26 protein-coding genes are annotated in these 24,940 nt (G+C 63.4%); 10 read left to right on the top strand and 16 right to left on the bottom strand.

Annotated features, from left to right (window positions below; translation table 11 throughout):
- Window positions 1–81: 81 nt before the first annotated feature.
- The 7 genes from ACVW16_RS28020 to ACVW16_RS27990 form a co-directional block, all read right to left on the bottom strand.
- Window positions 82–1,518, bottom strand: coding sequence for an IS1182 family transposase (locus tag ACVW16_RS28020; protein WP_456802190.1), 1,437 nt, complete (start codon window positions 1,516–1,518; stop codon window positions 82–84).
- A gap of 290 nt (window positions 1,519–1,808) precedes the next feature.
- Window positions 1,809–2,627 carry an aldo/keto reductase gene (locus tag ACVW16_RS28015; protein ID WP_456737960.1) on the bottom strand — a complete coding sequence of 273 codons (819 nt, stop codon included), beginning with the start codon at window positions 2,625–2,627 and terminating at the stop codon, window positions 1,809–1,811.
- Between the two features lie 306 nt (window positions 2,628–2,933).
- On the bottom strand, window positions 2,934–4,499 hold the full coding sequence (locus ACVW16_RS28010) for an alkaline phosphatase D family protein (RefSeq protein ID WP_456737959.1): 1,566 nt from the start codon (window positions 4,497–4,499) through the stop codon (window positions 2,934–2,936).
- 67 nt (window positions 4,500–4,566) lie between these two features.
- Window positions 4,567–5,506 (bottom strand): IS630 family transposase gene (locus ACVW16_RS28005; protein ID WP_456704075.1). Its coding sequence is split into 2 segments (ribosomal slippage): window positions 4,567–5,169 and window positions 5,171–5,506, totalling 939 coding nucleotides; the frame shifts between segments, so codons are not numbered across the junction.
- A 157-nt stretch (window positions 5,507–5,663) separates the two neighbouring features.
- The gene (locus tag ACVW16_RS28000; RefSeq protein WP_456737958.1) at window positions 5,664–6,083 is read right to left on the bottom strand and encodes a hypothetical protein; all 420 of its coding nucleotides are present in this window, start codon (window positions 6,081–6,083) and stop codon (window positions 5,664–5,666) included.
- A gap of 107 nt (window positions 6,084–6,190) precedes the next feature.
- Window positions 6,191–7,192: an NAD(P)H-dependent flavin oxidoreductase gene (locus ACVW16_RS27995; protein ID WP_456702266.1), complete on the bottom strand. Its 1,002-nt coding sequence runs from the start codon at window positions 7,190–7,192 to the stop codon at window positions 6,191–6,193.
- 58 nt (window positions 7,193–7,250) lie between these two features.
- On the bottom strand, window positions 7,251–7,988 hold the full coding sequence (locus ACVW16_RS27990; RefSeq protein ID WP_456737957.1) for an SDR family oxidoreductase: 738 nt from the start codon (window positions 7,986–7,988) through the stop codon (window positions 7,251–7,253).
- Between the two features lie 166 nt (window positions 7,989–8,154).
- Here ACVW16_RS27990 and ACVW16_RS27985 point away from each other — a divergent pair, with 166 nt between their 5' ends.
- Entirely contained in the window at window positions 8,155–8,619 is a 465-nt protein-coding gene (locus tag ACVW16_RS27985; RefSeq protein WP_456702264.1) for a winged helix-turn-helix transcriptional regulator, read from the top strand.
- 99 nt (window positions 8,620–8,718) lie between these two features.
- On the opposite strand, the gene ACVW16_RS27980 is transcribed toward ACVW16_RS27985, so the two are convergent.
- The 3 genes from ACVW16_RS27980 to ACVW16_RS27970 form a co-directional block, all read right to left on the bottom strand.
- Window positions 8,719–10,338 (bottom strand): DHA2 family efflux MFS transporter permease subunit, encoded by a 1,620-nt coding sequence (locus ACVW16_RS27980; protein WP_456737956.1) that lies wholly within the window; start codon window positions 10,336–10,338, stop codon window positions 8,719–8,721.
- A complete protein-coding gene (locus ACVW16_RS27975; RefSeq protein ID WP_456705202.1) occupies window positions 10,335–11,492 on the bottom strand; it encodes an HlyD family secretion protein in 1,158 nt (385 codons plus the stop codon). The genes ACVW16_RS27980 and ACVW16_RS27975 overlap by 4 nt, the downstream gene beginning before the upstream one ends.
- Window positions 11,493–11,859: 367 nt before the next feature.
- Window positions 11,860–12,234 (bottom strand): PRC-barrel domain-containing protein, encoded by a 375-nt coding sequence (locus tag ACVW16_RS27970; protein ID WP_456737955.1) that lies wholly within the window; start codon window positions 12,232–12,234, stop codon window positions 11,860–11,862.
- A gap of 152 nt (window positions 12,235–12,386) precedes the next feature.
- On the opposite strand from ACVW16_RS27970, the gene ACVW16_RS27965 reads away from it, so the two are divergent.
- The 6 genes from ACVW16_RS27965 (at window position 12,387) to ACVW16_RS27940 (ending at window position 15,823) form a co-directional block, all read left to right on the top strand.
- Complete coding sequence (locus tag ACVW16_RS27965) at window positions 12,387–12,614, top strand: hypothetical protein (RefSeq protein ID WP_456702261.1); 228 nt, start codon at window positions 12,387–12,389, stop codon at window positions 12,612–12,614.
- An 87-nt stretch (window positions 12,615–12,701) separates the two neighbouring features.
- Window positions 12,702–13,253, top strand: a complete 552-nt coding sequence (locus ACVW16_RS27960; RefSeq protein WP_456702260.1) for a DUF4142 domain-containing protein — start codon at window positions 12,702–12,704, stop codon at window positions 13,251–13,253.
- 215 nt (window positions 13,254–13,468) lie between these two features.
- Window positions 13,469–14,359, top strand: coding sequence for an SDR family oxidoreductase (locus ACVW16_RS27955; protein ID WP_456738321.1), 891 nt, complete (start codon window positions 13,469–13,471; stop codon window positions 14,357–14,359).
- A gap of 80 nt (window positions 14,360–14,439) precedes the next feature.
- Window positions 14,440–15,015, top strand: a complete 576-nt coding sequence (locus ACVW16_RS27950; protein ID WP_456702259.1) for a phosphatase PAP2 family protein — start codon at window positions 14,440–14,442, stop codon at window positions 15,013–15,015.
- Window positions 15,012–15,359 carry a DUF3147 family protein gene (locus tag ACVW16_RS27945; RefSeq protein ID WP_456737954.1) on the top strand — a complete coding sequence of 116 codons (348 nt, stop codon included), beginning with the start codon at window positions 15,012–15,014 and terminating at the stop codon, window positions 15,357–15,359. The genes ACVW16_RS27950 and ACVW16_RS27945 overlap by 4 nt, the downstream gene beginning before the upstream one ends.
- Complete coding sequence (locus ACVW16_RS27940) at window positions 15,359–15,823, top strand: DUF3147 family protein (RefSeq protein ID WP_456737953.1); 465 nt, start codon at window positions 15,359–15,361, stop codon at window positions 15,821–15,823. Before ACVW16_RS27945 ends, ACVW16_RS27940 begins: the two co-directional genes overlap by 1 nt.
- Here the strand turns inward: ACVW16_RS27940 and ACVW16_RS27935 are convergent.
- Together ACVW16_RS27935 and ACVW16_RS27930 are read right to left on the bottom strand one after the other, a co-directional pair.
- Window positions 15,817–16,011: a hypothetical protein gene (locus ACVW16_RS27935; RefSeq protein ID WP_456702256.1), complete on the bottom strand. Its 195-nt coding sequence runs from the start codon at window positions 16,009–16,011 to the stop codon at window positions 15,817–15,819. The genes ACVW16_RS27940 and ACVW16_RS27935 overlap by 7 nt on opposite strands.
- Window positions 15,995–16,153, bottom strand: a complete 159-nt coding sequence (locus ACVW16_RS27930; RefSeq protein WP_456702255.1) for a hypothetical protein — start codon at window positions 16,151–16,153, stop codon at window positions 15,995–15,997. The genes ACVW16_RS27935 and ACVW16_RS27930 overlap by 17 nt, the downstream gene beginning before the upstream one ends.
- Window positions 16,154–16,325: 172 nt before the next feature.
- Here ACVW16_RS27930 and ACVW16_RS27925 point away from each other — a divergent pair, with 172 nt between their 5' ends.
- Entirely contained in the window at window positions 16,326–16,568 is a 243-nt protein-coding gene (locus tag ACVW16_RS27925; RefSeq protein WP_456702254.1) for a hypothetical protein, read from the top strand.
- 132 nt (window positions 16,569–16,700) lie between these two features.
- Here the strand turns inward: ACVW16_RS27925 and ACVW16_RS27920 are convergent, their stop codons facing one another.
- From ACVW16_RS27920 to ACVW16_RS27910, 3 genes are all read right to left on the bottom strand, one after another.
- Window positions 16,701–16,907, bottom strand: a complete 207-nt coding sequence (locus ACVW16_RS27920) for a hypothetical protein (RefSeq protein WP_456737952.1) — start codon at window positions 16,905–16,907, stop codon at window positions 16,701–16,703.
- An 85-nt stretch (window positions 16,908–16,992) separates the two neighbouring features.
- Window positions 16,993–17,124, bottom strand: a complete 132-nt coding sequence (locus tag ACVW16_RS27915) for a hypothetical protein (protein ID WP_456702252.1) — start codon at window positions 17,122–17,124, stop codon at window positions 16,993–16,995.
- Between the two features lie 117 nt (window positions 17,125–17,241).
- Window positions 17,242–17,523 carry a hypothetical protein gene (locus ACVW16_RS27910; RefSeq protein ID WP_456737951.1) on the bottom strand — a complete coding sequence of 94 codons (282 nt, stop codon included), beginning with the start codon at window positions 17,521–17,523 and terminating at the stop codon, window positions 17,242–17,244.
- An 8-nt stretch (window positions 17,524–17,531) separates the two neighbouring features.
- On the opposite strand from ACVW16_RS27910, the gene ACVW16_RS27905 reads away from it, so the two are divergent.
- On the top strand, window positions 17,532–18,044 hold the full coding sequence (locus ACVW16_RS27905; RefSeq protein ID WP_456737950.1) for a DUF4142 domain-containing protein: 513 nt from the start codon (window positions 17,532–17,534) through the stop codon (window positions 18,042–18,044).
- A 5-nt stretch (window positions 18,045–18,049) separates the two neighbouring features.
- On the opposite strand, the gene ACVW16_RS27900 is transcribed toward ACVW16_RS27905, so the two are convergent.
- On the bottom strand, window positions 18,050–18,349 hold the full coding sequence (locus ACVW16_RS27900; protein WP_456702249.1) for a hypothetical protein: 300 nt from the start codon (window positions 18,347–18,349) through the stop codon (window positions 18,050–18,052).
- A gap of 294 nt (window positions 18,350–18,643) precedes the next feature.
- On the opposite strand from ACVW16_RS27900, the gene ACVW16_RS27895 reads away from it, so the two are divergent.
- On the top strand, window positions 18,644–24,940 hold the full coding sequence (locus tag ACVW16_RS27895; protein ID WP_456702248.1) for a HAMP domain-containing protein: 6,297 nt from the start codon (window positions 18,644–18,646) through the stop codon (window positions 24,938–24,940).

Here is a 24,940-nt window from a genome sequence, read left to right as displayed (position 1 = left end):
GATAACCCTTTTTGTCGAGTGACAGGTCGAGAGGCCCGGGACCGGGCTTCGAGTCTGGAGTTGGTTCGAGCGCAAACTCCTCTACGTCTGCATCGCTTCCAGCAGTGTTCGGCAGCCCAGAATGGCTATTACACGTTTTAGATTGTAGGCGAGCACATTGAGCGCCATCTCGGTCGCGACTTTGTGCTGTCTTCGCATCACGAAGTGCGTTGCCCCCATCCAGGCCTTTATGGTCCCGAACGGGTGCTCGGCCGTTTGACGACGCAAAGTCATCTTGTTGGGATCTTGGTCAAGCCGCTGCTGAACCCTCTCCAGCACAGCCTCGTGCTCCCACCGCGCGATACGTCGCTCGGGGCCAGTCGTACACTGCGCTTTGAGCGAGCAGCTTTGGCAAGCGGTCGTCCAGTAACGGCGCAGCATCTTGCCGTCCTCCTGACCGGTGAAGCGGTACGTCAACCGATCGCCGGCAGGGCAGCGATAGATGTCCTCGGCCGCAACATAGATGAAGTCCTGCTTGCCAAAACGGCCTGCGGCCTTCGCTCCTGAGGTCAGCGGTTTTGGCAATGTGACCGTGATGCCTGTCTCCTCGCAGGCACGGATCTCTTCGCCGTTGTAGTAGCCGCGATCAGCGACGGCATCGATCGTCTCGACAACCATCTCGTCACGCGCTTGCCTCGCCATGTTCGCGAGCTGTTGCCGATCGCTGCCCACGTTGGTCACCTCGTGGGCCACAATGAGATGATGCTGCGTATCAACTGCCATCTGCACGTTGTAGCCGACTATGCCGGTATCCTTGCCACTTGTGGCCATCGAGCGCGCGTCAGGATCGGAGAGCGAGATCTGCTTGTCATCGCTCTTCATCATCTCCTCGTTGATCGCGTTGAGCCGAACGATCTCCTCTTTGAGCTTTTCGATCTTGCCTTTCAACCGCTCAACCTTCGCCTCCGGCACTGCATCGCCATGGCGATCGGCGGTTTCAAGCTGTGAGAGGTAGCGGGTGATGCTCTCATCGATCCGCTCAAGGCGCCTCTTCATCTTGGCCTCGGTAAAGTTCTTGTCCCGTGCATTGACAGCTTTGAACTTTGATCCATCAATGGCAACGCTAGCTGCACTGAACAGATCTAGCTTGCGGCATAGCGCGACGAACTCGCGACAGACCTCACGAATGGCCTTGCCATTATCCTTGCGGAAGTCCGCAATGGTTTTAAAGTCCGGCGCCAGTTGCCCGGTCAACCAGATCATCTCGATGTTGCGCTGGCATTCCCGCTCCAGGCGCCGGCTCGACGGAATCCGATTGAGATAGCCGTAGACGTAGAGTTTGAGCATCGTGCTGGGGTGATAGCTCGGACGGCCGGTGTCGAGTGGTTGCACACCGTCGAACCCGAGCTTGTCGAGATCAAGACTGTCGACGAACACATCGACCGCTCGCACCGGATTATCCTCGGTCACATAGTCATCGAGCGAGGCCGGAAACAGGGTGTTCTGGCCGCGATCCAACCCTTCGACAAAGCGCTTCATCGGATTCCCCGCAAATCGCGGGGAATCTTATCGCGCGAATCACGCCAAACAGAGCGTTTTCACACAGCCTGGGCCACAAGCCAACATGTATCAGCTGAATTGTGGAGGCTCAATCGCCCGCAAGTCTTTGGCCGACTGCGTTCTGCCACGTGCGCTCCTGGGTGTGGGAAAAGGTGGCGCGAAGCGCCGGATGAGGAGTTCTTTCCATTCGAAAGATTGTCCGTAAGGATAGAGACCCCTTACCCGGCTTCGCAAAGCTACCTCTCCCACAAGGAAGAGGGTAAAAGGCACTAATCCCATGCCGGCGCGAACCCGGGATTGACGCAACGCTTGTCCTTCGGGAGAGAAGCGATCTTCTTGCGATCGGCATCGTCCAGCTTGATCTTCAGGGCGTCGAGATTGGCCTGCTGGCTCTCGCGGCGTGACGCCTTCGGGATGGCGGCGACGCCGTCCTGGTCGAGCAGCCATTTCAGCGCGACCTGCGCGGCGCTCGCATTGTGCTTCGCGCCGATTTCGACAAGCACCGGATCGGTCGCAAAACGTCCCTGCGCGAGCGGGCAATAGGCGACGAGCGGGATCGACGTCGCCTTGAGATAGGCCAGCACCTTCGATTGATCCAGCATCGCGTGATATTCGACCTGATTGCAGGCGATCGGCGCCCTGACGTCCTCGACCGCGATCTTGAGCAGCGCCGTGGTGAAATTGGCGACGCCGATCGCGCGCGTCCGCCCCTCTTCCTTCAGCTTCATCAGCGCCTCGAATACCGCGCCCCAGTTCGCCGATCTCGACGGCCAATGCACGAGATAGAGGTCGACGTGATCGAGCCTTAGCTTGGTCAGGCTGGCATCGAAGGCGCGGCGGATCGCATCCGGCGTGAGATTCTCGTGCCAGACCTTGGTCGTGACATGCAGTTCGCCGCGCGGCACGGAGGCCGTCGCGAGCGCGGCACCGATCGCATCCTCGTTGGCATACATTTCGGCGGTGTCGATGTGGCGATAGCCGATCGACAGCGCGCCCTCGACCGCATCGCGGCAGGCATCGCCCTGCATGCGGAAGGTGCCGAGGCCGAGCTTGGGCATGCTGATGCCCCGTGTTTTCAGATGGTCCATTGAACAGGCTCCTGAGGTATTCCAGCCGCCGGATGCACGCGGCGATGCCGCGTGAGCAGACTCTTCGATGATGGAAAAGAGGTGGCGGGAACGGGCATCATAGCGCGACAGGCACGTGACGGCCAATCAAGATCGGGTTAGGAGCCTCCCTGCCGCTTGCGGGGCAGGCCATCGCATACGAACGCATCGTGCGCGGGCTCCGCCTCTCCCGCTTGCGGGACAGGGAGCCCGCTGCCGATGCTGCATCCTGCACACCGTGTGCGATTGCCCCGCGCTCGCGGGAGAGGTTGGACAACCAGCGGCCCCTCACGAATGCTGCGCCACCACGGCCGGACGGGCCTGCGGCTGCGGCACGAGGTCGACCGACCAGAGGTCGCGGTTGCCGACGTCCTTCAAGGTCACGGTCATCACGCCGCTCCCACCGTCGATGTCCACACGGCCGAAGAATTGCAGGCCGAAGCAGGGCGCGAGGTTCTCGCCCTGGCTTTCGCTGGCGCCGTTCCGGTACATCGCGACCGGGCCAAACGTGTCGTCGAGTTCGCCCGGCCCCCAGGTGCCGGCATGCAGCGGACCGGAGACGAACTCCCAGAACGGCTCGAAATCGCTGAATTGCGCTCTGTTTGGATCATAGTAGTGGGCAGCCGTGTAGTGCATGTCGGCGGTGAGCCAGACGATGTTGCGGACCCCGGCGCGCTTGATGGATGCGAGCAGATCGGCGATCTCGTGCTCGCGCCGGTCAGGCGGGCCGTCGCCGAGGGCCACGGCATCGAGACTGATCAGGCCAATCGGCAAATCGGCCGCAATCACCTTCCAGGTCGCGCGCGAGGCGGCGAGCTCGCGCTTCAGCCAGGCGAGCTGCTCGGCACCCAGAATCCAGCCACGATGATCATGGCCCTTGTTCCAGGTTTCGTCGCGATAGCTGCGCATGTCGATCATGAAGACGTCGAGCAGCGGGCCGTAGGGAATCTTGCGATACACGCGCCCCGGCCGCGCGCCGACATTGCGGATCGGCATGAAATCGAAGAAGGCGCGACGGGCGCGCGCGACCAGGCGCGGCGTGCCGTCGTCCTCATAGCCGGCCTCGTCGTAGCTGCCGGTCGGCGACCAATCGTTGGTGACCTCGTGATCGTCCCATTGCGCGAACATCGGCACCTCCGCATGGAACGCGCGGAAGTTCTCGTCGAGGTGGTTGTATTTGTAGTTGCCACGGAATTGCGCCAGCGTATGCGCGACTTCCGATTTTTCCTCGGTCACGACGTTGCGCCAGATCTCACCGTTCGGCAGCTTCTGCTCGCACGGGATCGTGCAATCGGCATAGATGTGATCGCCGGAGTGGATGAAGAAATCCGGACGGTTCTCAAGCATGGTGCGATAGCTGCGATAGCCGCCGCGCGAGCTATCGATGCCCCAGCCTTGTCCTGCGACGTCGCCCGACCATACGAACGAGATTGATTGTCCTGCAAGCGGCGCGGTGCGGAAATGGCCGACGCGGCTTTCGCCGGCGAGACCGGTCGCGAGGTCGTCGAACCGCACGCGGTAGAAGATGTCCTGCCCGGCGGGCAAATCGTCGAGCCGCAGCTTTGCGGTGAAATCGGCATCCGGCAGAGCCTCGCGCGACGCTGACGCAATGATCGTCCTGAAGCTCTCGACGGTCGAGCACTCCACCCGCATCCGGGCGGGCCGGTCGGAACGGGCCCAGATCACGGCAGCGCCGTCCGAGACGTCGCCGGATTGAATCCCGCCCGTGACCTGCGGGCGGTCAGCGGCGCGACTGATGGAAGGTTTTGCGAGCGAGGCGGCGGCGAGTGAGGACGCGGAGCGAACCAAGAACTGCCGCCGAGTCCATGCGCCCGGGGCGCGGAGCGTTGCCATTCAGGAGACCTTCGTCGATTCGCGACGGAAGGTGCCTGCGCCGTTTGACGGCTAAAGCCTGATGGCATTAAGTTCGATAGCCTGAGTTTTTGAGGTAGTTGGCACATTCCTCGGAGGTGAAGGCGTCGAGGGCGTGGCCGATTGCGGCGCAGACTGCGTCGACGGTTCGCGCGGCGGCTTTGCGGAGCAGATGCTTGAGCTTGGCAAAGACCTGTTCGATCGGGTTCAGGTCGGGCGAGTATTTTGGCAGGAAAAACAGCTTGGCACCGACCGAACGGATGAGCTGGCGAACTGCCTTGCTCCTGTGGCTGCCGAGGTTATCCAGGATGACGATATCGCCGGGTCGAAGGACGGGCAGAAGAACCTTCTCGACATAGATGCGAAAGCTCACGCCGTCGATCGGCCCCTCGATGAACCATGGCGCCTCGATCCGGTCATGGCGCAGGGCCGCCAGGAAGGTCATGGTCTTCCAGCGGCCGTGGGGAACCTTGGTGTGTAGTCTGTGCCCGCGCGGCGCCCATCCCCGCAAGGGTGCCATATCGGTCCTGGTCCAGGTCTCGTCGATGAAGACCAGCCGCTCAGCTTCGACGCGATCTTGATACTTTGTCCACTGGGCTCGCCGCCGCGCGACCTCAGGTCGATCGCGCTCGCCAGCCGCCACGCTTTTTTTTGAAGCTGAGCTTCTCGGCATGTACGAAGTCCCACACCGAGTGGTAGTCGACCTTCAGGCCACGTCCGGCAAGCTCGGCAACGAGACCGCGTATGGTGAAATCGCCATCCTTGATCCGTTGTGACAGCCAGACCGCGTGCTTGCCCGAAATTGCCTTCGGCTTGTAGCCGCCGATCTGGCTAGGCTCAACGCTGCCGGTCTTCTCGACCCGCTGCATCCAGCCGATGGCCGTGCTGATCGCCACCCCAAACTGCTTGGCGGCTCGATTGCGCGACATCCCGCCCTCGATCGCGGCTACGACACGTTTACGGAGATCCAGAGAGTAAGGCTTGCCCATCCATGCTGGCCTCCTATCCAGCCAGCATGGTGAATCAGAAACAAACTGATTTGGGAATCCCAAATCGATTCAGACTAAAGCCATCCCGCTTTAGCTTACGTTTCCTTGACTCCGCGCCGACGGTTTTGCGACGCGGAGGTGACGGTCTCGGACCGGCTCAGTGCTTCCAGTTGCAGATGCCGCCGGAACGGCACGGCCAGGTCTGGATGCGCGCGTCCATCGCCTGCGCGTCCAGCGGATTGCCGTGGCGGTGCGCGAGCCTGGTGCGCGCTGCACCGCGCGGCTGAGTGCCCTTGGTGCGAGCGATCTTCGGCTCCGACACGTGCACGCGTTCGGCCGCAACCTTCTTCGGCACGTCGACGGGCTGGGCATGGGCCTGTGTTTCGTTGCCGCCCTTCGCCTCCAGCGCGACCGGCGCGAACTGCGTCTCGGGCCCGAGCCGCTTCGGCGACAGGACCGCCTTGGAGAGATCGAGACCAAAATATTCGTCAGGCTTGTAGTCGTCCGCGCGCGCGAAACCGCCCACCGCAAGCACGAGCGCAAGGGCAACCGCAACGGGAACGCTTTTCAGGACCACAGACGCCTCCTGAAATTGATCGTCAAGGAGTAATTTGCTCCTATTTAGGAGGCGCCGCGCGTAATTCCAGCGGTCAACTGCCGCCTTGGTTAAGAAGTTTGGCGGTGTCACGCGACCTTTCGCGTCGTACCCGTCCCATCCAGGAACCCTATCAGACGGTTGCGGATGATTTGTTCCGCTTCATCCATGATGCGATCCACGAGTTCCTTGCAGGAGGGGATATCGTGGATGAGTCCCGCGACCATGCCGCAGCTCCAGGCGCCGGCATCCATCTGCCCGTCCAGCATGATCTTGGGATAGACGCCCGCGACCTGGTCGTGGATGTCGTCGATCGTGAGCTTGTCACCCCGGGCATGCTCGATCTCGAGCAGGCGATCGACATTGGCGTTCTTCAATACGCGCTCGGTATTGCGCAGCGCCCGCATGATCAGGCGGGTGTCGAGCTCGGTCGCCGCCACCAGCGCGTTCTTCACGTTCTGATGAACAGGCGCTTCCCTGGTCGCGATGAAACGCGTGCCCATGTTCATGCCTGATGCACCCAGCGACAGCGCCGCGACGAGGCTGCGCCCATCGGCCATGCCGCCGGACGCCACGAACGGGATCTTCAACTCCTCCGCCGCGCGCGGCAGCAGGATCATGTTGGGGATGTCGTCCTCACCGGGGTGGCCGCCGCACTCGAACCCGTCGACGCTGACGGCATCGCAGCCGATGCGCTCGGCCTTCAGCGAGTGGCGAACCGAGGTGCATTTGTGGATGACCTTGATGCCGGCAGCCTTCAGGGCAGGCATGTATGCTTCCGGGCTGCGCCCCGCGGTCTCCACCGCCTTGATGCCGCCCTCGACGATGGCTGCGATGTATTCCGGATAAGGCGGCGCCGCAAAGGTCGGCAGGAAGGTGAGGTTCACACCGAACGGCTTGTCGGTCATGTCACGGCAGCGGGCGATCTCCCTGGCGAGGAGCTCCGGCGTCTTCTGCGTGAGCCCGGTGATGATGCCGAGGCCGCCGGCATTGGAGACGGCGGCGGCCAGCTCGGCAAAGCCGACGAAATGCATGCCGCCCTGGATGATGGGATGCTCGATGCCGAACAGTTCGGTGATCGCGGTCTTCACTTACAGATCCTCCAAGAATTTTGCTCGAGATCAGTCTAGCCGGACTTTGGCGCCGTGTTCACCATTTCTCGCCGAACGGGCGGATCTCCATCTCGAAGGTCCAGGCGCTCTTCGGCTGCTGATAGAGCTGCCAATAGGAATCGGCGACCGCGGAGGGCGGCATCAGCAGATCGGGATTGTCGAGCGCGTTGGGCCCGAGCGACTCGAGCCGACGCTGCCGCACCCATTCGGTGTCGACACCGGAATCGATGATGAGATGGGCGACATGGATGTTCTTCGGCCCAAGCTCGCGTGCCATCGCCTGCGCCACCGCGCGCAGTCCGAATTTGGCGCTGGCAAACGCGGCAAAGCCGCTGCCGCCGCGCAAGGACGCCGTCGCACCGGTGAAGAAGATCTTGCCGCCGCCGCGCGGCAGCATCAGCCGCGCCGCCTCGCGACCCGCGAGAAAGCCGGAATAGCAGGCCATCTCCCAGACCTTGCGAAACACGCGCTCGGTGGTATCGAGGATCGGGAAATTGACGTTGGCGCCGACATTGAAGATGCAGACCTCCAGCGGCGCATGCTTGTCGGCGTCGTCGAGGAAGGAGATGATCTCCTCCTCCTTTCGCGCATCCAGCGAGCGCGCGTGGATCTCGCCGCCGGCCGCTTCGATGTCCCTCACCAGCGCCGCGAGCTTGTCGCCGTTGCGGCGGCCGGCGTAGATCGAAAAGCCTTCGGCTGCGAATTTCTTCGCGATCTCGGAGCCGATGAAATCGCCGGCCCCGATCACGGCCACGGTCGCATTTCGCTTGGGCAAGGTCGCCTCCTCCGGTGAAAGTCTGTGATTGGAGCGAAGGCTATAGTTCTAAAATAGAACTGGGGTCAAATTCAGGCCCCGTATGGTAAGCTTTTTTTAGAATATCGCTGATCATTCAGGTCAGTTCCTTTTTCAGACTTAGGCGATCGAGGCCGGAGACCGGATCATGAAGTGGGACATGCTGGAGGAAGAGCCCTGCTCGCTCTCGCGCACCGTGGCGGTGGTCGGGGACCGCTGGACGCTCCTGATCCTGCGCGAATGCTTCCTGCGCGTGCGCCGCTTCGAGGCGTTCCAGTCCTCGCTCCAGATCACCCGGCATCTTCTCTCGGAGCGACTGAAGAAGCTGGTGCGCTTCGGCATCCTGCGGCGCGTGCCCTATTCCGAGGCGCCGAAACGCTACGAATACATCCTCACGCAGAAGGGCCTCGACTTCTACCCTGTCATCATGGCAATGGTGCATTGGGGCGACACCCATATGGGCGACGAGCGCGGCCGCCCGCTGCTGCACCAGCACAAGACCTGCGGCAAGCTGTTCGATCCTGTCATGGTGTGCTCCGAATGCGGCGAACCGCTGCATGCGAAACAGGTGCATGTGCATGCGGGGCCGGGGCAGAAGGAAGCGGTGGGGTGAGTTCCGTCTCGCACCATCGTCCTTGCGCGGCGCTCGCGGCAGAGTCTTTTCGCGGAGCGACTCCGGATCGCTTCGCTGCGCTCGAATGACGGAAGGAGCTCAATGCCCCCGCGACGGTGCGCCGAGATCGATCGGACGCAGCACGGCGGCCGTCGGGATCATCAGCACCGCGATGATGGCGAGCGTCCAGAACACGTCGATATAAGCGAGGAAGTCGACCTGCTGCTGCAAGGTTTTGCCGACCCAGGCCACCGCTTGCGAAGCGGCATCACTCGCATTCGAGCCCTGAGCCTGGAAGTACCGGGTCATCGCATCGATGGTCTGCTGGTAGCCGAGATCGGACGGCGCGGCGTGCTCGATCAGCCGGCTCTGATGGAATTGCTGGCGCTGCGCCAATACCGTCTGCGCCAGCGCGACACCCATGGAGCCGCCGATGTTGCGGGCGACGTTGATCAGCGCCGAGGCCTGGTTGGTCTTGTCCGGCGGCACACCGTCATAGGACGCCGTCGTCACCGGCAGGAACAGGAAGGGCAGACCCATCGCGAGGAAGATGCGCGACAGCGCCGCATAGCCGTAGGTGATGTCGCCATTGATTCCGGTCAGATGCCACATCGACAATGCAACGATGGCGGCGCCGAACATGATCAGATATTTCGGCTGAACCGTGCCGACGAGGCGGCCCACCACCGGCATCAATATCAACGTCGCGATCCCGCCGGGCGACAAGGCGAGTCCGGCCAGCGTGGCCGTGTAGTTCAACTCGGTCTGGAGCAGCTGCGGCAGAATCTGGGTTGTCGAGATCAGCACCGCGCCAGTGGCGAGCATGACCAGGAAGCAGGCGGCGAACTGGCTGCGGCCGAGCAGACGGAGGTCCACGATCGGATCCTCACGCGTCAGCTCCCATGGAATCAGCGCGAGCAGCGACACAGCCGACAGCACCGCGAAGACGATGATCATGTTCGAGCCGAACCAGTCGTTGCGCTGGCCTTCGTCGAGAACGAATTCGAGCGAGCCGAGCCCGATCGCGACCAGCGCGAAGCCGACATAGTCGACGCGCAGGCCCCTGCTCAGCAGTTCCTGCCGCTCCTCTTCCGCGCCGGACGGCTCCTTGACCAGCGTGCCGACCAGGAACAGCGAGAGCAGCCCCATCGGCACGTTGATCAGGAACACCCAGTGCCAGCTGTAGGTGTCCGTGATCCAGCCGCCGAGCGTCGGGCCGATCACCGGCGCGACGACCACGGCGACGCCGTAGATCGCAAAGGCCTGTCCACGCTTCTGCGGCGGAAAGGAGTCGGCGAGGATCGCCTGCTCGCTGGTGGCCATGCCCCCGCCGCCAAGGCCCTGGAGAATCCGGAACAGCACCAGCGCCTCCAGATTCCAGGCGAAGCCGCACAGCAGCGACGCCACCGAAAACGTCGCCACGCACATCATGTAGAAGCGCTTGCGGCCGATCACGGTCGACAGCCAGCCCGAGATCGACAGCACGATGGCGTTGGCGACGAGATAGCTGGTGATGACGTAGGTGCTCTCGTCGATGCCGACGGCAAGACCGCCGGCGATGTGGCGCAGCGCGACGTTGGCGATGGTGGTGTCGAGCACCTCCATGAAGGTCGCGATCGAGACCACGAAGGCAATGAGATAGGGATTGTGCCCGCCGGCCGCCGAGCGTTCCGGCGACCAACCTCCGGCGGATGCGCCGTCCCGCGTCGCGTCCGTCATCGCACCCTGGTCCAGGGCACGACCGACATGCCGGGACCAACAGGCAGATCGGCTGGCCAATTGTCGACCACGATCTTCACCGGCACGCGCTGCACCACCTTGACGTAATTGCCGGTGGCGTTCTCGGCCGGCAGCAGGCTGAACGCGGTGCCGGAGCCGGGCTGCACGGAATCGACATGGCCGGTCAGCTTGCGTGCGGGATAGGCATCGATGCGGATCTCGACCGGCTGGCCGGGCCGCATGTCGGCAAGCTGGGTTTCCTTGTAGTTGGCGACGATCCAGACCTCGTCAGGCACGAACATCATCAGGCTCTGTCCTGCCGTGACGAAGGTGCCCTTGGCGCCGGAGAGCTTGACCACGCGGCCGGACTGCGCGGCGACGACGCTGGTGTATTGCAGGTTCAGCCTGGCCTGATCGAGCTGCGCCTGCGACTGCTCGAGCTGCGCCTTGGCGCCTTCGAGCTGGGCTTGCAGCGTCTTGATGCCGACCTGCGCCGCTATCACCGCCGTGTTGGCGCGTTCGGTGTTGGCCTGCTGGGCCTGCAGATCGGAGCGGGTCTGCTGCTGGCGCTGCACGGTGCCCGCGCCCTTCTCGACCAGATCCTGGGCGCGCGCGGATTCCTCCTGCGAGAATTGGAGCTGGGCCCGGGCCTGTTCGAGCTGGGCCTGCGCCTGCTTGATCTGCTCCTGTTGGGAATCGATTTGCGCCTCGACATTGGCAATGTTGGCCTTGGAAACCTCGACCTGCGCCGCGGCCTGATCGACGGCGATGCGGTAATCGCGCTCGTCGATCTTGGCGAGAAGATCGCCGGCGCCGACGTGCTGGTTGTCCGTGACCGGAATGTCGGTCACGTAGCCGCCGACCTTCGAGGCCACGGAAAAGCTGCGCGCGGCGACGAAAGCATCGTCGGTCGATTCATAATGGCGGACATCCAGCCAATAGAGCAGACCGCCGACCAAGGCTGCGATCAGCACGATGGCGCCGACGGTTGCGAGCAACCAGTGCTCGGCAAGTCGGTCGCGCAGCGACGGCGTCTTGTCCGCCTTGCCCGATTGCTCCCTGGTCGGCTGCTTTGATTCCGGCGAGTTCTTCGGAGCTTCGACCTTCTGCGGTTGCTCCGCGGACGGCCCATGCTCCCGGGTTTGAGCATCCACTGCGAGCACCTCGATCGGGACTTTTTCGGCAAACGGCCTCGACATACGCCCACGCCGGGAGGCCTAACCGCAGCATTGAAGCATGGTTCCGCGGCTCGGGAGCCACGCCGCTATTCGTGATTGCATTGCGCAAAAAAGAAGCGCGTCACCGGGGTGCCCGCGCTTCACCAGCTCCGCGCACTCATCAGTGCGTGTTCGATTCCTGCCATTTCTCGAGGTCGGGCTTTACCTTGTCCGATCCCTGTTCTTTCTCCGGAGTGCCCTTCCAGGGTGTGTCCGTCTGCCTGTGCGAACCCCAGTCGGTCCGATCCCGGGGATCGTCAGTGGGCCGTTCCTTGCTCATCGATGTTCCTTTCTGCAGAAACGTTCAGGCGACGGGAACGCCGTAATAGGCATTGATCCCGCGCAGCGCAGCATCGTCGCCCCAGTTCCAATCGCTGCTCTCAGCATATTTCGGGGCGCCTTCGAGCGACTTGGCGGTGATGCCGGTGACATAGCCGCCGAGCTCGGTGTCGTATTTCAGCGATTGCCACGGCAGGGGATAATGGTCGTTGCCGAGGCCCAAAAATCCGCCGAAGCCGAGCACAGCGTAGGATACCCTGCCGTTGACCTTGTCGATCATCACACGTTCGATTGAACCGATCTTGTTGCGATCGGCGCCGTAGACCGACGTTCCCTCGACCTTGTCGCTGCCGATCAATCGGCCCATCTCGCTGCGGTCCAGCTCACCTTGATTCAACATTTCGATTCTCCACTCAGACAATGTGTGAATCAACGGGCTCGAACGGGCGATCGTTCCTGATGGCATCTGCGACCACGCAGGAACATCGCCGGGAACGCGCTGTTCTTGGTTTCAGCAAAGACGCCCGCAATGTCCCGGGAACGAGGTGAACCATGAGCGATTTTCGTGACACCCAGCATGGCGTGAATGACCCCGTCGGCGGCCTCGACGTGAAGCGGCAGATCAACGACAACCGCACCTCGCATGAGCAGGCGCAGCACCACGCGGATGTACGCGCCGAAGCGACGGCGACCCCCGCCGAACCGTTCCTGCCGGAACGGCTGCGCCGGAAGGCCACCGATCCCATCAACCGACGTACCGGCCGGAATCCGAGGGATTAGCTGATAGGAACCTCCGCCTCAAGGCGGTGTTGGTCGGCGCAACATCGCGCGGCCCTGACGGCCGCGCTCAATCTGGAGGGTCCGCCCGTGAAACGATCCATCATCGTCGCCGCCTGCGTGCTGCTCGCAACCCCTGCCCTCGCCCAGTCGCTCGGTGAGAAGACCGGCGTCAACTCCGCGCTGGGAGTCGCGCCGGCCACCGCTGACTTCGTCAAGGAAGTCGCCATCAGCGACATGTTCGAGATCGAATCGAGCAAGCTCGCCGAGCAGAAGGGCAATGCGCAGGAGAAAACCTTCGCGCAACAGATGGTCACTGACCACACCAAGACCAGCAGCGAGCTCAAGGCGCTCGTCAATGATGGCAAGGTGCAAGCCACGTTGCCGACGGCGCTCGACAGCTCGCACCAGAGCAAGCTCGACAAGCTCAAGAGCGCCTCGGGCAAGGATTTCAGCTCGGACTACAATTCCTACCAGGTCAGCGCACACGAGGACGCGATCTCGCTGTTCGATCGCTACGCCAAGGGCGGTGACAATTCCGCGCTGAAGGACTGGGCCGGCAAGACCCTGCCGACGCTCAAGCACCATCTCGATATGGCCAGGGAACTCGGCAAGGCGCCGAGTGTCGGTCAGTCCAAGTAATCTTTTTTGAAGGGCCCCTCGAGGACGCCGGCTCGGCCGGCGTCCTTGCTTTCCTAGCAACGTTGCGGCACCCGGCGCATTGAGATCGCGACATCGCGGAGAGCAGCATGGCCCAGCAAGACAAGACCTCACTATCCCGCCGGCACATCGTTCAGGCCGCGAGCGCCACGCTCGCTGCGGCCTCGCTGGCATCTTCGACAGCGAAAGGAAACACGATGGCCGAGCAGGACCTGATCGATCCCGTCACCCGCTATCCGAAGCCGCCGTTCAAGAAGCAGTCGCAGCAGTGGCCCGGTCTGGCCGGCAAGATGGAGCCGCCGCCCGACCACGGCGAGACCAGCTACAAGGGCTCTGGCCGCCTTTCTGGCCGCAAGGCGCTGATCACCGGCGGCGATTCCGGCATGGGCCGGGCTGCGGCGATCGCCTATGCGCGCGAAGGCGCCGACGTCGCCATCAACTACCTGCCGGCCGAGGAGCCGGACGCCCAGGAGGTGATCGCGCTGATCAAGAAGGAGGGACGCACCGGGCTTGCGATTCCCGGCGACCTCAAGGACGAAGCTTTCTGCAAGACGCTGGTCGAGCGGGCCGTGCAGGGCCTCGGCGGGCTCGATATCATCGTCAACAACGCGGCGCGGCAGCAGACGCGCGCTTCGATCCTCGACGTCTCGTCGGAAGATTTCGACGCGACCATGAAAACCAACATCTATGCGCCATTCTGGATCATCAAGGCGGCGCTGCCGCATCTCAAGCCCGGATCATGCATCGTCGGCACGACATCCGAGCAAGCCTATGATCCCTCACCTGATCTCTACGACTATGCGCAGACCAAGGCCGCGACCATGAATTACGTGAAGTCGCTGGCCAAGCAGCTCGCATCCAAGGGCATTCGCGTCAATGGCGTAGCCCCGGGACCGATCTGGACGCCGCTGCAGGTGTCGGGCGGCGCCACGATGGAGAAGCTGGAAAAATTCGGCGGCATGACGCCGCTCGGCCGCCCCGGTCAGCCTGCCGAACTCGCTTCGATTTACGTGCAGCTCGCGGCCGCCGATGCGAGCTATGCGACGGGACAGGTGTATGGCGCAGCCGGTGGATCCGGGCAGCCATAAGGGAACCGGTGGGCCAGAAGATCCGTTGTCACACGAGCGTAACGCAACTGTCATGATGATAGCTCGTTCACATTGGATCAATGGCCCTCTTCACCGTAACACCGACACGCGTGGATAATGCGATCGCCACGGAGATCGCGAACCACACAAACGCGAAACTGGAGCATGCAGCCGAGACGCTGACCTGGGGAGCCGATGAGCATGTCTTGATGGGGCTTGCCCTGGCTGGATGGGTCTATGCCCAGCTGCGCGAGCCCAGGCAGCGTCCGACCGCAAATCACATCGTGCTGGTGTCGCTGGTCACCGCCGCGCTGCCGCATGTGCTGAAGTCGGTGTTCGATCAGACGCGACCGGATCGGCTGACGGCTCTGGGCCATTGCCACGGGGTTCCCTTATCGGGGCGATCGCGAGATGCATTTCCGTCCGGCCACGCCGTCCACATGGGCGCCCTCGCCTCCGCCGCTGGCCTGCTTCCGACAGCGCCGCGGCGGATCGTTCGCGTTCTCGCCGTGGGGCTTTCGCTGACGCGCGTCGTCCTGCTTGCGCATTGGGCGAGCGATGTGCTGGCCGGCTTCAGCTTGGGCATCGCCATCGAGAGAATTCTACGTCCGCTTACGCTCGGCCGATCACGCATGGCGTCCCGGGCTCGGCGATGACCGAGTATCTCCTCCGCTTCATCGCCGGCGGCATGATCGTGTCAGCCTTCGCAATTCTCGGCGACATCTTGCGGCCCAAGAGCTTTGCCGGCCTCCTCGCCGCGGCGCCATCGGTTGCGCTGGCCACGCTGAGCATCGCCGTCGTCCAACACGGCCCCCGATATGCTGCGGCAGAAAGCTGGACCATGATCTATGGGGCAATAGCCCTCGGCTGCTACAGCCTCGCCGTCTGCCATCTCCTGATGAGATTTCATCTCGCGGCGCTGCCTGCGACCCTCGTCGCGTCAGTCGTGTGGCTTGCGGTCGCCTTCGGTCTGCTCGCGGGCCTCGGGGGCAACGCCTGATGCCGGTCAAACTATCATCGTCGGCCCTGAAGCAAACACGGTGGTACGAGTACGGCATTCGCTTCCTGCTGGGCGGATTGGCGACGGTTTTCGCGGGCGCCGTGACTGCACGCTTTGGCCTCGCCGTCGGAGGGCTCTTTCTCGCGCTCCCTGCGATCTTCTGCGCCAGCGCGACGCTGATCGAAAGCCATGAGCGCCAGGCCAAGGAGAAGGCGGGTCTCTCGGGGCGAAGGCGCGGGCAGCAGGCCGCAGCTCTCGATGCTGCGGGGGCCGGCTTGGGGAGCATTGGTCTTGTGGCGTTCGCCGCTACCTTCTACGCTCTTGTCGCGGCCAGCGTGATCGGGGCATTCCTGGCCGCCATCCTGGCCTGGGCGGTCGTCTCGGTCTCCGCATGGTTGTTGAGGCGAAAGCTCCGCATCACTTCACGCGGCATCCAGGCGGAACGCTCAGAGCGCGCTCAGTGAGGCGTGACAGGCTCGTCCCGCGGCACCAGAAAATCGTACATCGCCGCAGCAATCTGAAGCTGCTCGATGCGCGCGGCAACGGCATCGCGCTCACTGCCCTCCGACAGGCGCGACAACTCCTGCTCGAGCCGCAGTCTCTGTGCGTCGAGTTGCTGTTCGAAGGTGTGGGGCTCAGACCGCTTTCGCATCTTCCTTCCTCGGTGGCTGCAGGCCAGGGCTATTGGCCCAGCGCTCGACCTGATCGATGACCTTCTGGTGACTGGGACGGACCGGCTTTGATCCTTCCGGCTCATCGGCAAGCTTGCGGGGTAACCTGACTTCGTCTGTCATGGCCTATCTCCCTTTCCTAGAGAATGCGCCACGGCACAACTGGTTTCAATAATAACCCATTGATTTACTTTAGATTGTTACTCAGCTGGCGAACTTTCGGAGTTTTGCGGAACTCACATCAAGTTCGTCGGTTGAGTAGGCTACTCAATCGGCTCAATTTGTGTGATTGACCATGAACGACCTTCGCGCCGAGCGCCTTCAGGTCATGCTGGCACCGGAAGAACTGGCCGCCATCGACGATTTCCGATTCAAGCACCGCATGCCGACGCGAGCGGCAGCAGTCCGCGAACTGCTCAAGCTTGGGCTGGCCGCGGCGGGCATCGACGCCGTGGCGGGCGTCAAGTCGAGCGATTTCGGCGTCTTCGGCCGGGGGCCCGACGGGCATGTGCAAAGCAACGGCGATTCCGAGGATTGATCCCGCGAACGGCAAACGGCCCCGGCACGGGGCGTGCCAGGGCCGCTCTTGGAAATTGCTTCCGGAGCACCGGGGGCATGTCACCGGAAGCAATCTGTCGACTCCTCGTCAGAGGAATCGTTCCTCGCCTGATTAGCCGCTCGGCGCCGCTCCGGAATCGTCCGATGTCATGCCGGAGCCCGGCGTCTTGCTGTCGTCGTTGAGCTTGGGATCGCGCGTCGCCTCACGCGACGGCGATCGCTTTTGGTCGGTCTTGTGCACGGTCTGCGCGCGCCGCTTGTCGCGCGGCTGCTCCTCCGCGCGGTTGTCCTTGATGATGCCTTGGTCGGAATGTGCCATGATGTCCTCTCGCTTCTTCCGATAGTCGAAGCGCCTACGCTTCGACGCGTCGAATGTTCCGAGGGAAGCGCGAGAGAGGCGGGCGCTAGCTATGCGCCGAATGCACCGCAACGGATGCATTTTCGTGATGCACCTGGCGAACCGTCGTCACCGCCGCAAACGCGACCGAGACACCAAAGGCCAAGATGAATGAAAGAAGTGCCAGACGTGGAGTCATCGCGAAAACCTCCTTCTGGAAACAAAAATCAGGCGATCGACCGTTCCCGGATGATCGTAGATCGGCGCCGCCCATTCCGTGAGCGGCCTCACACGCAGATTCACAAAAAGAGAGTGGTCAGGCGCTCCGGCTTTCCAGGATTCCAACCTTAAGGGGCGGGACTTCGCCATCGAGCCAATCCTGCTCCTTGGCCAAAGCCGTCCAGGCGTCCGCCATGCGCAAATAGCGCCGATAGGCGGGTTTCCCTTCCGAGCGCTCGGCCAGTTGCAGGCAGTTCTCGGCATTATCCCTGAAGATGTCAGACTGTTTCATGGACGACACGTGGGTACTGAACCCCTGCCCCGCAACCGCCGTTACGGGATCGTAACGTCCGCTGGAACTTCGCGCACCAGCGGTCATTGGTCCGCATGCGGATATTTATCGCCGTTGTCCTGGCCCTCATCAGCACCGCGGCGTTTGCCGACAGCACCGGCGAGCAAGTCCGCGGCGATCGCGCGCCGGATGCAACCGACGTCATCAGCGGCCTGTACGCGTTCAGCCGCTTCCAGCAAGGCCTGCTGGAGAGCACCGATCTCAAAGGCAATGCCGAGGTCAAGAACCTCGCCGCGCTCCGCGCCGATGAAGCGCTCAAGCGCGACAAGGCATTGAAGCAGATTCAGGACGCCATCGGGACCGAACCGCGCGTCAGCAAGACAAAAGCAGCCGGCGTCGGCATCGCCAAGCCCGATGACACGGAGGGACCGGCTTACGTCCGAAGTTTCTATGCGGCGCAGATCCCCGAGTATGAATCCGTCATCAGCCTGCTCGAACGCTATTTGAAGGTCGCCGACAATTCAGCCCTTGCAGCCTTCGCGCGCGACCAGCTCCCGACGCTCCGCTCCCAACTGAAGGATGCGGAGCGCACCATGGCCGACAAATAGCGGCCTTACTTGTTGTCCTCAGGATGAGGCTGCTGGTTCGTCGGCCGCACGTTGCGATCGCTGTCGGGCATTCTGTCCCGGCCGGCGTCGCCATTTGCATCCTTCCCGCCGGAGGTCGACGTGCCGCTACCGCTGGGGTTCGACCGGGCGGCAGTCCCCGTGGTTGGCGAGCCCGCTGGCGGGGTGGCGGAGCTGGCCGCGGGATCGCCCGTCACGGCCCCGCGCCCGCTTGGCGCCCCGGTCTGGGCGAGCGCCGCCCCGGTGGCGAACAGTACGGCGATGAGAACGGCCAGTCCGGCTTTCATTGAGGTCTCCCTGTCTTTGCGAGCTAACCTCCCGGCCCGTGCGGGCGTTCCTGGGCAAGTAGACCCGGAGTTTCGGAATTGGAACAATCTTAACCCGTGCTAAGGGGAGAGAATTTTTACGTAATCCATTGGAACTCTCGGCAACCCTCGCGGTTACTTCAGCCGGGCTGAGCACGGCGAGTTCCAATTCCTCGCGTCGCAACCGTGGCGCTTGATTTCGAATTTGGCTGACGCTCTATTTGAACAGTCGCGTCACGCCATTGGATTCGGCCGGCGCCTGCGGGGGAAATGAGAATGAGCGACCTCGATTCCGGAACAGCATCACGCTCCGGTCGTCGCGTCCCAAAAGCCAAACCCAATGGCACCTCGGAGCCGGATTCCCGGGCCGAACTGCTGCTCGCGCTTCAGGCGATGCGCAGCGGCGATTTTTCGGTGCGCATGAGCGGCGATTATCTCGGCATCGACGGCAAGATTGCCGACACTCTCAACGACATCATCGCGGCCAACCAGCGCATGGCGCAGCAGCTCGAGCTGGTCGGCCAGGTGGTCGGACGCGAAGGCAAGACCCGGCAGCGCGTGAAGTTCGGGCTCGCCAGCGGCTCCTGGGCCGACATGGAAGGCTCCGTCAACACGCTGATCGACGATCTGTTGTGGCCAACCCGCGAGGTGACCCGCGCGGTCGCGGCCGTGGCGCAGGGCGACCTGATCCAGACCGTCAAGCTCGACGTCGAGGGCCGCCCGCTGCGCGGTGAATTCCTGCAATCGGCAACCATCGTCAACACGATGATCAAGCAGCTCGGCGTGTTCACCTCCGAGGTGACGCGCGTCGCGCGCGAGGTCGGCACCGAGGGCAAGCTCGGCGGCCAGGCCCAGGTGCCTGAGGTGACCGGCGTCTGGAAGGACTTGACCGAGAGCGTCAACTCGATGGCGAACAACCTGACCAACCAGGTTCGCAACATCGCCGAGGTGACGATCGCGGTCGCCAACGGCGACTTGTCCAAGAAGATCACGGTCGACGTGCGCGGCGAGATCCTTCAGCTCAAGGAAGCCATCAACACCATGGTGGACCAGTTGCGCTCCTTCGCTTCCGAAGTGACGCGCGTCGCGCGCGAAGTCGGCACCGACGGCAAGCTCGGCGGTCAAGCCATCGTGCCAGGTGTCGCCGGCACCTGGAAAGACCTCACCGACTCCGTCAACGCGATGTGCGGTAACTTGACCGCACAGGTCCGTAACATCGCCAACGTGACCACCGCCGTGGCGCGCGGCGACTTGTCCCGCAAGATCACGGTCGACGTGCGCGGCGAAATCCTCGAGCTGAAGGACACCATCAACACCATGGTGGACCAGCTCAACTCCTTCGCCTCCGAAGTGACGCGCGTGGCTCGCGAGGTCGGCACCGAAGGCAAGCTCGGCGGCCAGGCGCAGGTGCCGGGCGTCGCCGGCACCTGGAAGGACCTCACCGACAACGTCAACTTCATGGCGTCGAACCTGACCGCGCAGGTCCGCAACATCGCCGACGTCGCCACCGCGATCGCGGGCGGCGACTTGTCGAAGAAGATCACCGTGAACGTGTCGGGCGAGATCCTTCAGCTGAAGGAGACGCTCAACACCTGCGTGGACCAGCTCAATGCGTTTGCCGGCGAAGTCACGCGTGTCGCCCGCGAGGTCGGCACCGAGGGACGATTGGGTGGCCAGGCCAACGTGCTCGGCGTTGCCGGCACCTGGAAGGACCTCACGGAAAGCGTGAACTCGATGGCGTCGAACCTGACCGCTCAGGTTCGCAACATCGCCGAGGTGACGACAGCCGTCGCCGGCGGCGATTTGTCCAAGAAGATCACCGTGGACGTGCGCGGCGAAATTCTGGAGCTGAAAGACACCATCAACACAATGGTGGACCAGCTCAACGCCTTCGCCGGCGAAGTCACGCGCGTCGCGCGCGAGGTCGGCACCGAAGGCAAGCTCGGTGGTCAGGCCCAGGTGCGCGGCGTCGCCGGCACCTGGAAGGATCTCACCGACTCCGTCAACTCGATGGCCTCGAACCTCACCGGTCAGGTCCGCAACATCGCCGAGGTCGCCACTGCCGTCGCCAAGGGCGATCTGTCCAAGAAGATCACGGTGAACGTATCGGGCGAGATCCTTCAGCTGAAGGAAACGCTCAACACCATGGTGGACCAGCTCAACGCTTTCGCCGGCGAAGTCACGCGCGTCGCGCGCGAGGTCGGCACCGAAGGCAAGCTCGGCGGTCAGGCCCAGGTGACGGGCGTCGCCGGCACCTGGAAGGATCTCACCGACAACGTGAACTCGATGGCGGGTAACCTCACGGCCCAGGTCCGCAACATCGCCGAGGTCGCGACCGCGATCGCCGGCGGCGACCTCTCGCGCAAGATCACGGTGGACGTTCGCGGCGAGATCCTTCAGCTGAAGGACACCCTCAACACCATGGTCGACCAGCTCAACCGCTTCGCCGGCGAGGTGACGCGCGTCGCGCGCGAGGTCGGCACCGAGGGACGTTTGGGAGGCCAAGCCAACGTGCCCGGCGTCGCCGGCACCTGGAAGGATCTGACGGACTCCGTGAATTCGATGGCCGGCAACCTCACCGCGCAGGTCCGCAACATCGCCGAGGTGACGACGGCCGTGGCGCGCGGCGACTTGTCGCGCAAGATCACCGTGGACGTGAAGGGCGAAATCCTCGAGCTGAAAAACACCATCAACACCATGGTGGACCAGCTCAATGGCTTTGCCGGCGAAGTCACGCGCGTCGCACGCGAGGTCGGCACCGAAGGCAAGCTCGGCGGCCAGGCCGAAGTGCCGGGGGTTGCCGGCACCTGGAAGGACCTCACCGACAACGTCAACTTCATGGCCTCGAACCTGACGGCCCAGGTCCGCAACATCGCCGAGGTCGCGACCGCGATCGCCGGCGGCGATTTGTCCAAGAAGATCACGGTGGACGTGCGCGGCGAAATCCTGCTGCTCAAGGACACCCTCAACACCATGGTGGAGCAGCTCCGCTCCTTCGCCGCCGAAGTGACGCGCGTCGCGCGCGAGGTCGGCACCGAGGGCCGGCTGGGCGGTCAGGCCGTCGTGCCCGGCGTCGGCGGCACCTGGAAGGACCTCACCGACAACGTCAATCTGCTCGCCGCAAACCTCACCACGCAGGTCCGCAATATCGCCGAAGTCACCACCGCCGTGGCGCGCGGGGACTTGTCGCGCAAGATTACCGTGGACGTGAAGGGCGAAATCCTCGAGCTGAAAAACACCATCAACACCATGGTGGACCAGCTCAACGCCTTTGCCGGTGAAGTCACCCGCGTGGCGCGCGAAGTCGGCACCGAAGGCGAGCTCGGGGGCCAGGCGCAGGTGCCCGGAGTGGCCGGCACCTGGAAGGATCTCACTGATACCGTCAACTTCATGGCGGCGAACCTGACCGAGCAGGTCCGCGGCATCGTCAAGGTGGTGACCGCGGTCGCCAATGGCGACCTCAAGCAGAACCTCACGGTGAAGTCGAAGGGCGAAGTCGCGGCGCTCGCCGACACCATCAACAACATGACCGAGACGCTCGCGACCTTCGCCGATCAGGTGAGCTCGGTGGCGCGCGAGGTCGGCGTCGAAGGTCGATTGGGCGGTCAGGCCGACGTGCCCGGCGCGGCCGGTACCTGGAAAGATCTCACCGGCAACGTCAACCTGCTGGCAGCCAACCTCACCTCGCAGGTGCGCGCGATCGCGGAAGTGGCGACCGCCGTGACCAAGGGCGACTTGACGCGGTCGATTCAGGTCGACGCCCGCGGCGAAGTCGCCGAGCTGAAAGACAACATCAACACGATGATCACGAACCTCCGTCTGACGACGGAGCTGAACACCGAGCAGGATTGGCTGAAGACCAACCTCGCAAAATTCACCAACATGCTGCAGGGCCAACGCGATCTGACCACCGTCGGCCGATTGCTGCTGACCGAGCTGTCGCCATTGGTGAACGCACATACCGGCGTGATCTACCAGGTCGAGAGCGAGGACAATCCGCAGTTGCTGCTGCTCGCCTCGTATGCCGGCGACGGCGTTTATCCCTATCCACGCGTGTTGCCGTTCGGCGACGGCCTGATCGGCCAGTGCGCGCTCGACCGGCGTCCCCGCGTGGTCGCCGACATTCCCGCCGACGTGGTGCCGATCAATTCGGCGCTGATCCGCGTCGCACCGAAGAACCTCGTGGTGCTGCCTGTGCTGTTCGAGGGCCAGGTCAAGGCGGTGATCGAGCTCGCCTCGCTCACCACGTTCACGACCTCGCAGATGACGTTCCTGGAGCAGCTGACGGACTCCATCGGCATCGTGCTCAATTCGATCGAAGCGACCATGCAGACCGAAGGCCTGCTCAAGCAGTCGCAGCAGCTCGCCGGCGAGCTGCAGACGCAGCAGCGCGAATTGCAGCAGACCAACGACCAGCTCGAGCAGAAGGCCCAGCAGCTCGCCGAGCGTAACGTCGAGGTCGAGCGCAAGAATCAGGAAATCGAGCAGGCCCGCCGCGCGCTCGAGGAAAAGGCGACCGAGCTCGCCCTGACCTCGAAGTACAAGTCGGAATTCCTGGCCAATATGAGCCACGAGCTGCGCACGCCGCTGAATTCGATCCTGATCCTCGGCCAGCAGCTCACCGACAATCCGGACGGCAACCTCTCCGCCAAGCAGGTCGAGTTCGCCCGCACCATCCACGGCGCCGGCACCGATCTCCTCAACCTCATCAGCGACATTCTCGATCTCTCCAAGATCGAATCCGGCACGGTGACTGTTGACGCCGAGGAAATCCTCACGACGAACCTGCTCGAGACGGTCGGGCGGCCGTTCCGCCACGAGGCGGAGAACCGCAATCTCTCGTTCAAGATCGACGTCGATCCGAACCTCGCGCGCAGCATCGTCACCGACTCCAAGCGCTTGCAGCAGGTGTTGAAGAACCTGCTCTCCAACGCCTTCAAGTTCACCGCCGAAGGCGAGGTACGGCTGAAGGTCGCCGGCGCGCTCGGCGGCTGGAGCACGGATCATCCGGTGCTGAACTCTGCGCCGGCCGTCATCGCCTTCGAGGTCTCCGATACCGGGATCGGCATTCCGCCCGAGAAACAAAAGCTGATCTTCGAGGCGTTCCAGCAGGCGGATGCCGGCACCAGCCGCAAATACGGCGGCACCGGTCTCGGCCTTGCCATCAGCCGCGAGCTCGCGAGCCTGCTCGGGGGCGAGATCCATCTGCGCAGCTCCCCGGGCATAGGCTCGACCTTCACGCTGTATCTGCCGCTGAAATATTCGGGCCCGACATTGGCGCCCCGCGCGACGCCGGCGCCGCAGCAATACAATCAGACGCCGGCGCTTCAGCCGATCGCCGCTGCGCCCGAACGCGTCATCGAGCAGCTACCCGACGACCGGCTCAATCTCGAACCCGGCGACAGCATCCTCCTGATCGTCGAGGACGATCCGCACTATGCCCGCATCCTGGTGGATCTTGCACGCGACAAGGGGTTCAAGGTGCTCGTGGCCGCGCGCGGCGCCGAAGCGCTCGAGCTTGCCAAGCAATACCAGCCGAGCGCCGTTTCACTGGACGTGTTCCTGCCCGACATGCTCGGCTGGACGGTGTTGAGCCAGCTCAAGCACAACCCGCTGACGCGCCACATTCCCGTGCAGATCATTACCCTCGACGAGGATCGCCAGCATGCGCTGGCCCGCGGCGCGTTCTCCTTCGTCAACAAGCCGACGACGACCGAGGGCGTCGCCGCGGCGCTGACCCAAATCAAGGAATATGCGCGTCCCAGGCGCAAGCGGCTCCTGATCGTCGAGGACAACGCAGCCGAGCAGCTGTCGATCCGGGAGCTGCTGCATCACGACGACATCGAGATCGTCACCACCGACACCGGTGCCGGCGCACTCTCGACGCTGCGCGAGGTGCCCTGCGATTGCGTGGTGCTCGATCTCAGGCTGCCCGACATGAGCGGCTTCGAGGTGCTGGACCAGATCCGTCGCGACGATGCGCTGTCGAACGTTCCCGTGGTGGTGTTCACCGGCCGTGAACTCTCCGCGGAAGAGGATGCCGAACTCCACACCATGGCGCGCAGCATCGTGGTCAAGGGCGTGGAATCGCCCGAGCGCCTGCTCGACGAGACCGCGTTGTTCCTGCATCGCGTGATCACGGAGCTGCCGGTCGAGAAGCAGCGCATGCTGGAGAAGCTGAATAGTTCCGACGAGGATCTGATCGGCAAGACCGCACTGCTCGTCGACGACGATGCCCGCAACATCTTCGCGCTATCGAGCGTGCTGGAGCGCCGCGGCATGAAAGTGCTGACGGCGACCACCGGCCGCGAGGCGGTGACGCTGGTCGAATCCAACCCTGAAATCGCCATCGTGCTCATGGACATCATGATGCCGCAGATGGATGGCTATCAGACCATCGGCGTGATCCGGGAGAACCCGGCGTTCCTGCGCCTGCCGATCATCGCGCTGACGGCGAAGGCGATGAAGGGCGACCGCGAAAAATGCCTGGAGGCCGGCGCCTCGGATTATCTGGCAAAGCCCGTCAATACCGATCAATTGCTGCTTGCAATCCGCATGTGGCTGCATCGCTGA

Source organism: Bradyrhizobium sp. USDA 4474, from assembly GCF_054057515.1.
Note: the sequence above shows the minus strand (reverse complement) of the source record. Positions and strands in the feature narration are given on the sequence as shown.

Coding starts and splice junctions, on each gene's coding strand:
- ACVW16_RS28020 (WP_456802190.1), bottom strand. CDS start 1,518: ATGAAGCGCTTTGTCGAAGGGTTGGATCGCGGCCAGAACACCCTGTTT.
- ACVW16_RS28015 (WP_456737960.1), bottom strand. CDS start 2,627: ATGGACCATCTGAAAACACGGGGCATCAGCATGCCCAAGCTCGGCCTC.
- ACVW16_RS28010 (WP_456737959.1), bottom strand. CDS start 4,499: ATGGCAACGCTCCGCGCCCCGGGCGCATGGACTCGGCGGCAGTTCTTG.
- ACVW16_RS27985 (WP_456702264.1), top strand. CDS start 8,155: ATGAAGTGGGACATGCTGGAGGAAGAGCCCTGCTCGCTCTCGCGCACC.
- ACVW16_RS27980 (WP_456737956.1), bottom strand. CDS start 10,338: ATGACGGACGCGACGCGGGACGGCGCATCCGCCGGAGGTTGGTCGCCG.
- ACVW16_RS27970 (WP_456737955.1), bottom strand. CDS start 12,234: ATGTTGAATCAAGGTGAGCTGGACCGCAGCGAGATGGGCCGATTGATC.
- ACVW16_RS27965 (WP_456702261.1), top strand. CDS start 12,387: ATGAGCGATTTTCGTGACACCCAGCATGGCGTGAATGACCCCGTCGGC.
- ACVW16_RS27955 (WP_456738321.1), top strand. CDS start 13,469: ATGGCCGAGCAGGACCTGATCGATCCCGTCACCCGCTATCCGAAGCCG.
- ACVW16_RS27950 (WP_456702259.1), top strand. CDS start 14,440: ATGGCCCTCTTCACCGTAACACCGACACGCGTGGATAATGCGATCGCC.
- ACVW16_RS27945 (WP_456737954.1), top strand. CDS start 15,012: ATGACCGAGTATCTCCTCCGCTTCATCGCCGGCGGCATGATCGTGTCA.
- ACVW16_RS27940 (WP_456737953.1), top strand. CDS start 15,359: ATGCCGGTCAAACTATCATCGTCGGCCCTGAAGCAAACACGGTGGTAC.
- ACVW16_RS27935 (WP_456702256.1), bottom strand. CDS start 16,011: ATGCGAAAGCGGTCTGAGCCCCACACCTTCGAACAGCAACTCGACGCA.
- ACVW16_RS27930 (WP_456702255.1), bottom strand. CDS start 16,153: ATGACAGACGAAGTCAGGTTACCCCGCAAGCTTGCCGATGAGCCGGAA.
- ACVW16_RS27925 (WP_456702254.1), top strand. CDS start 16,326: ATGAACGACCTTCGCGCCGAGCGCCTTCAGGTCATGCTGGCACCGGAA.
- ACVW16_RS27920 (WP_456737952.1), bottom strand. CDS start 16,907: ATGGCACATTCCGACCAAGGCATCATCAAGGACAACCGCGCGGAGGAG.
- ACVW16_RS27915 (WP_456702252.1), bottom strand. CDS start 17,124: ATGACTCCACGTCTGGCACTTCTTTCATTCATCTTGGCCTTTGGTGTC.
- ACVW16_RS27910 (WP_456737951.1), bottom strand. CDS start 17,523: ATGACCGCTGGTGCGCGAAGTTCCAGCGGACGTTACGATCCCGTAACG.
- ACVW16_RS27905 (WP_456737950.1), top strand. CDS start 17,532: ATGCGGATATTTATCGCCGTTGTCCTGGCCCTCATCAGCACCGCGGCG.
- ACVW16_RS27900 (WP_456702249.1), bottom strand. CDS start 18,349: ATGAAAGCCGGACTGGCCGTTCTCATCGCCGTACTGTTCGCCACCGGG.
- ACVW16_RS27895 (WP_456702248.1), top strand. CDS start 18,644: ATGAGCGACCTCGATTCCGGAACAGCATCACGCTCCGGTCGTCGCGTC.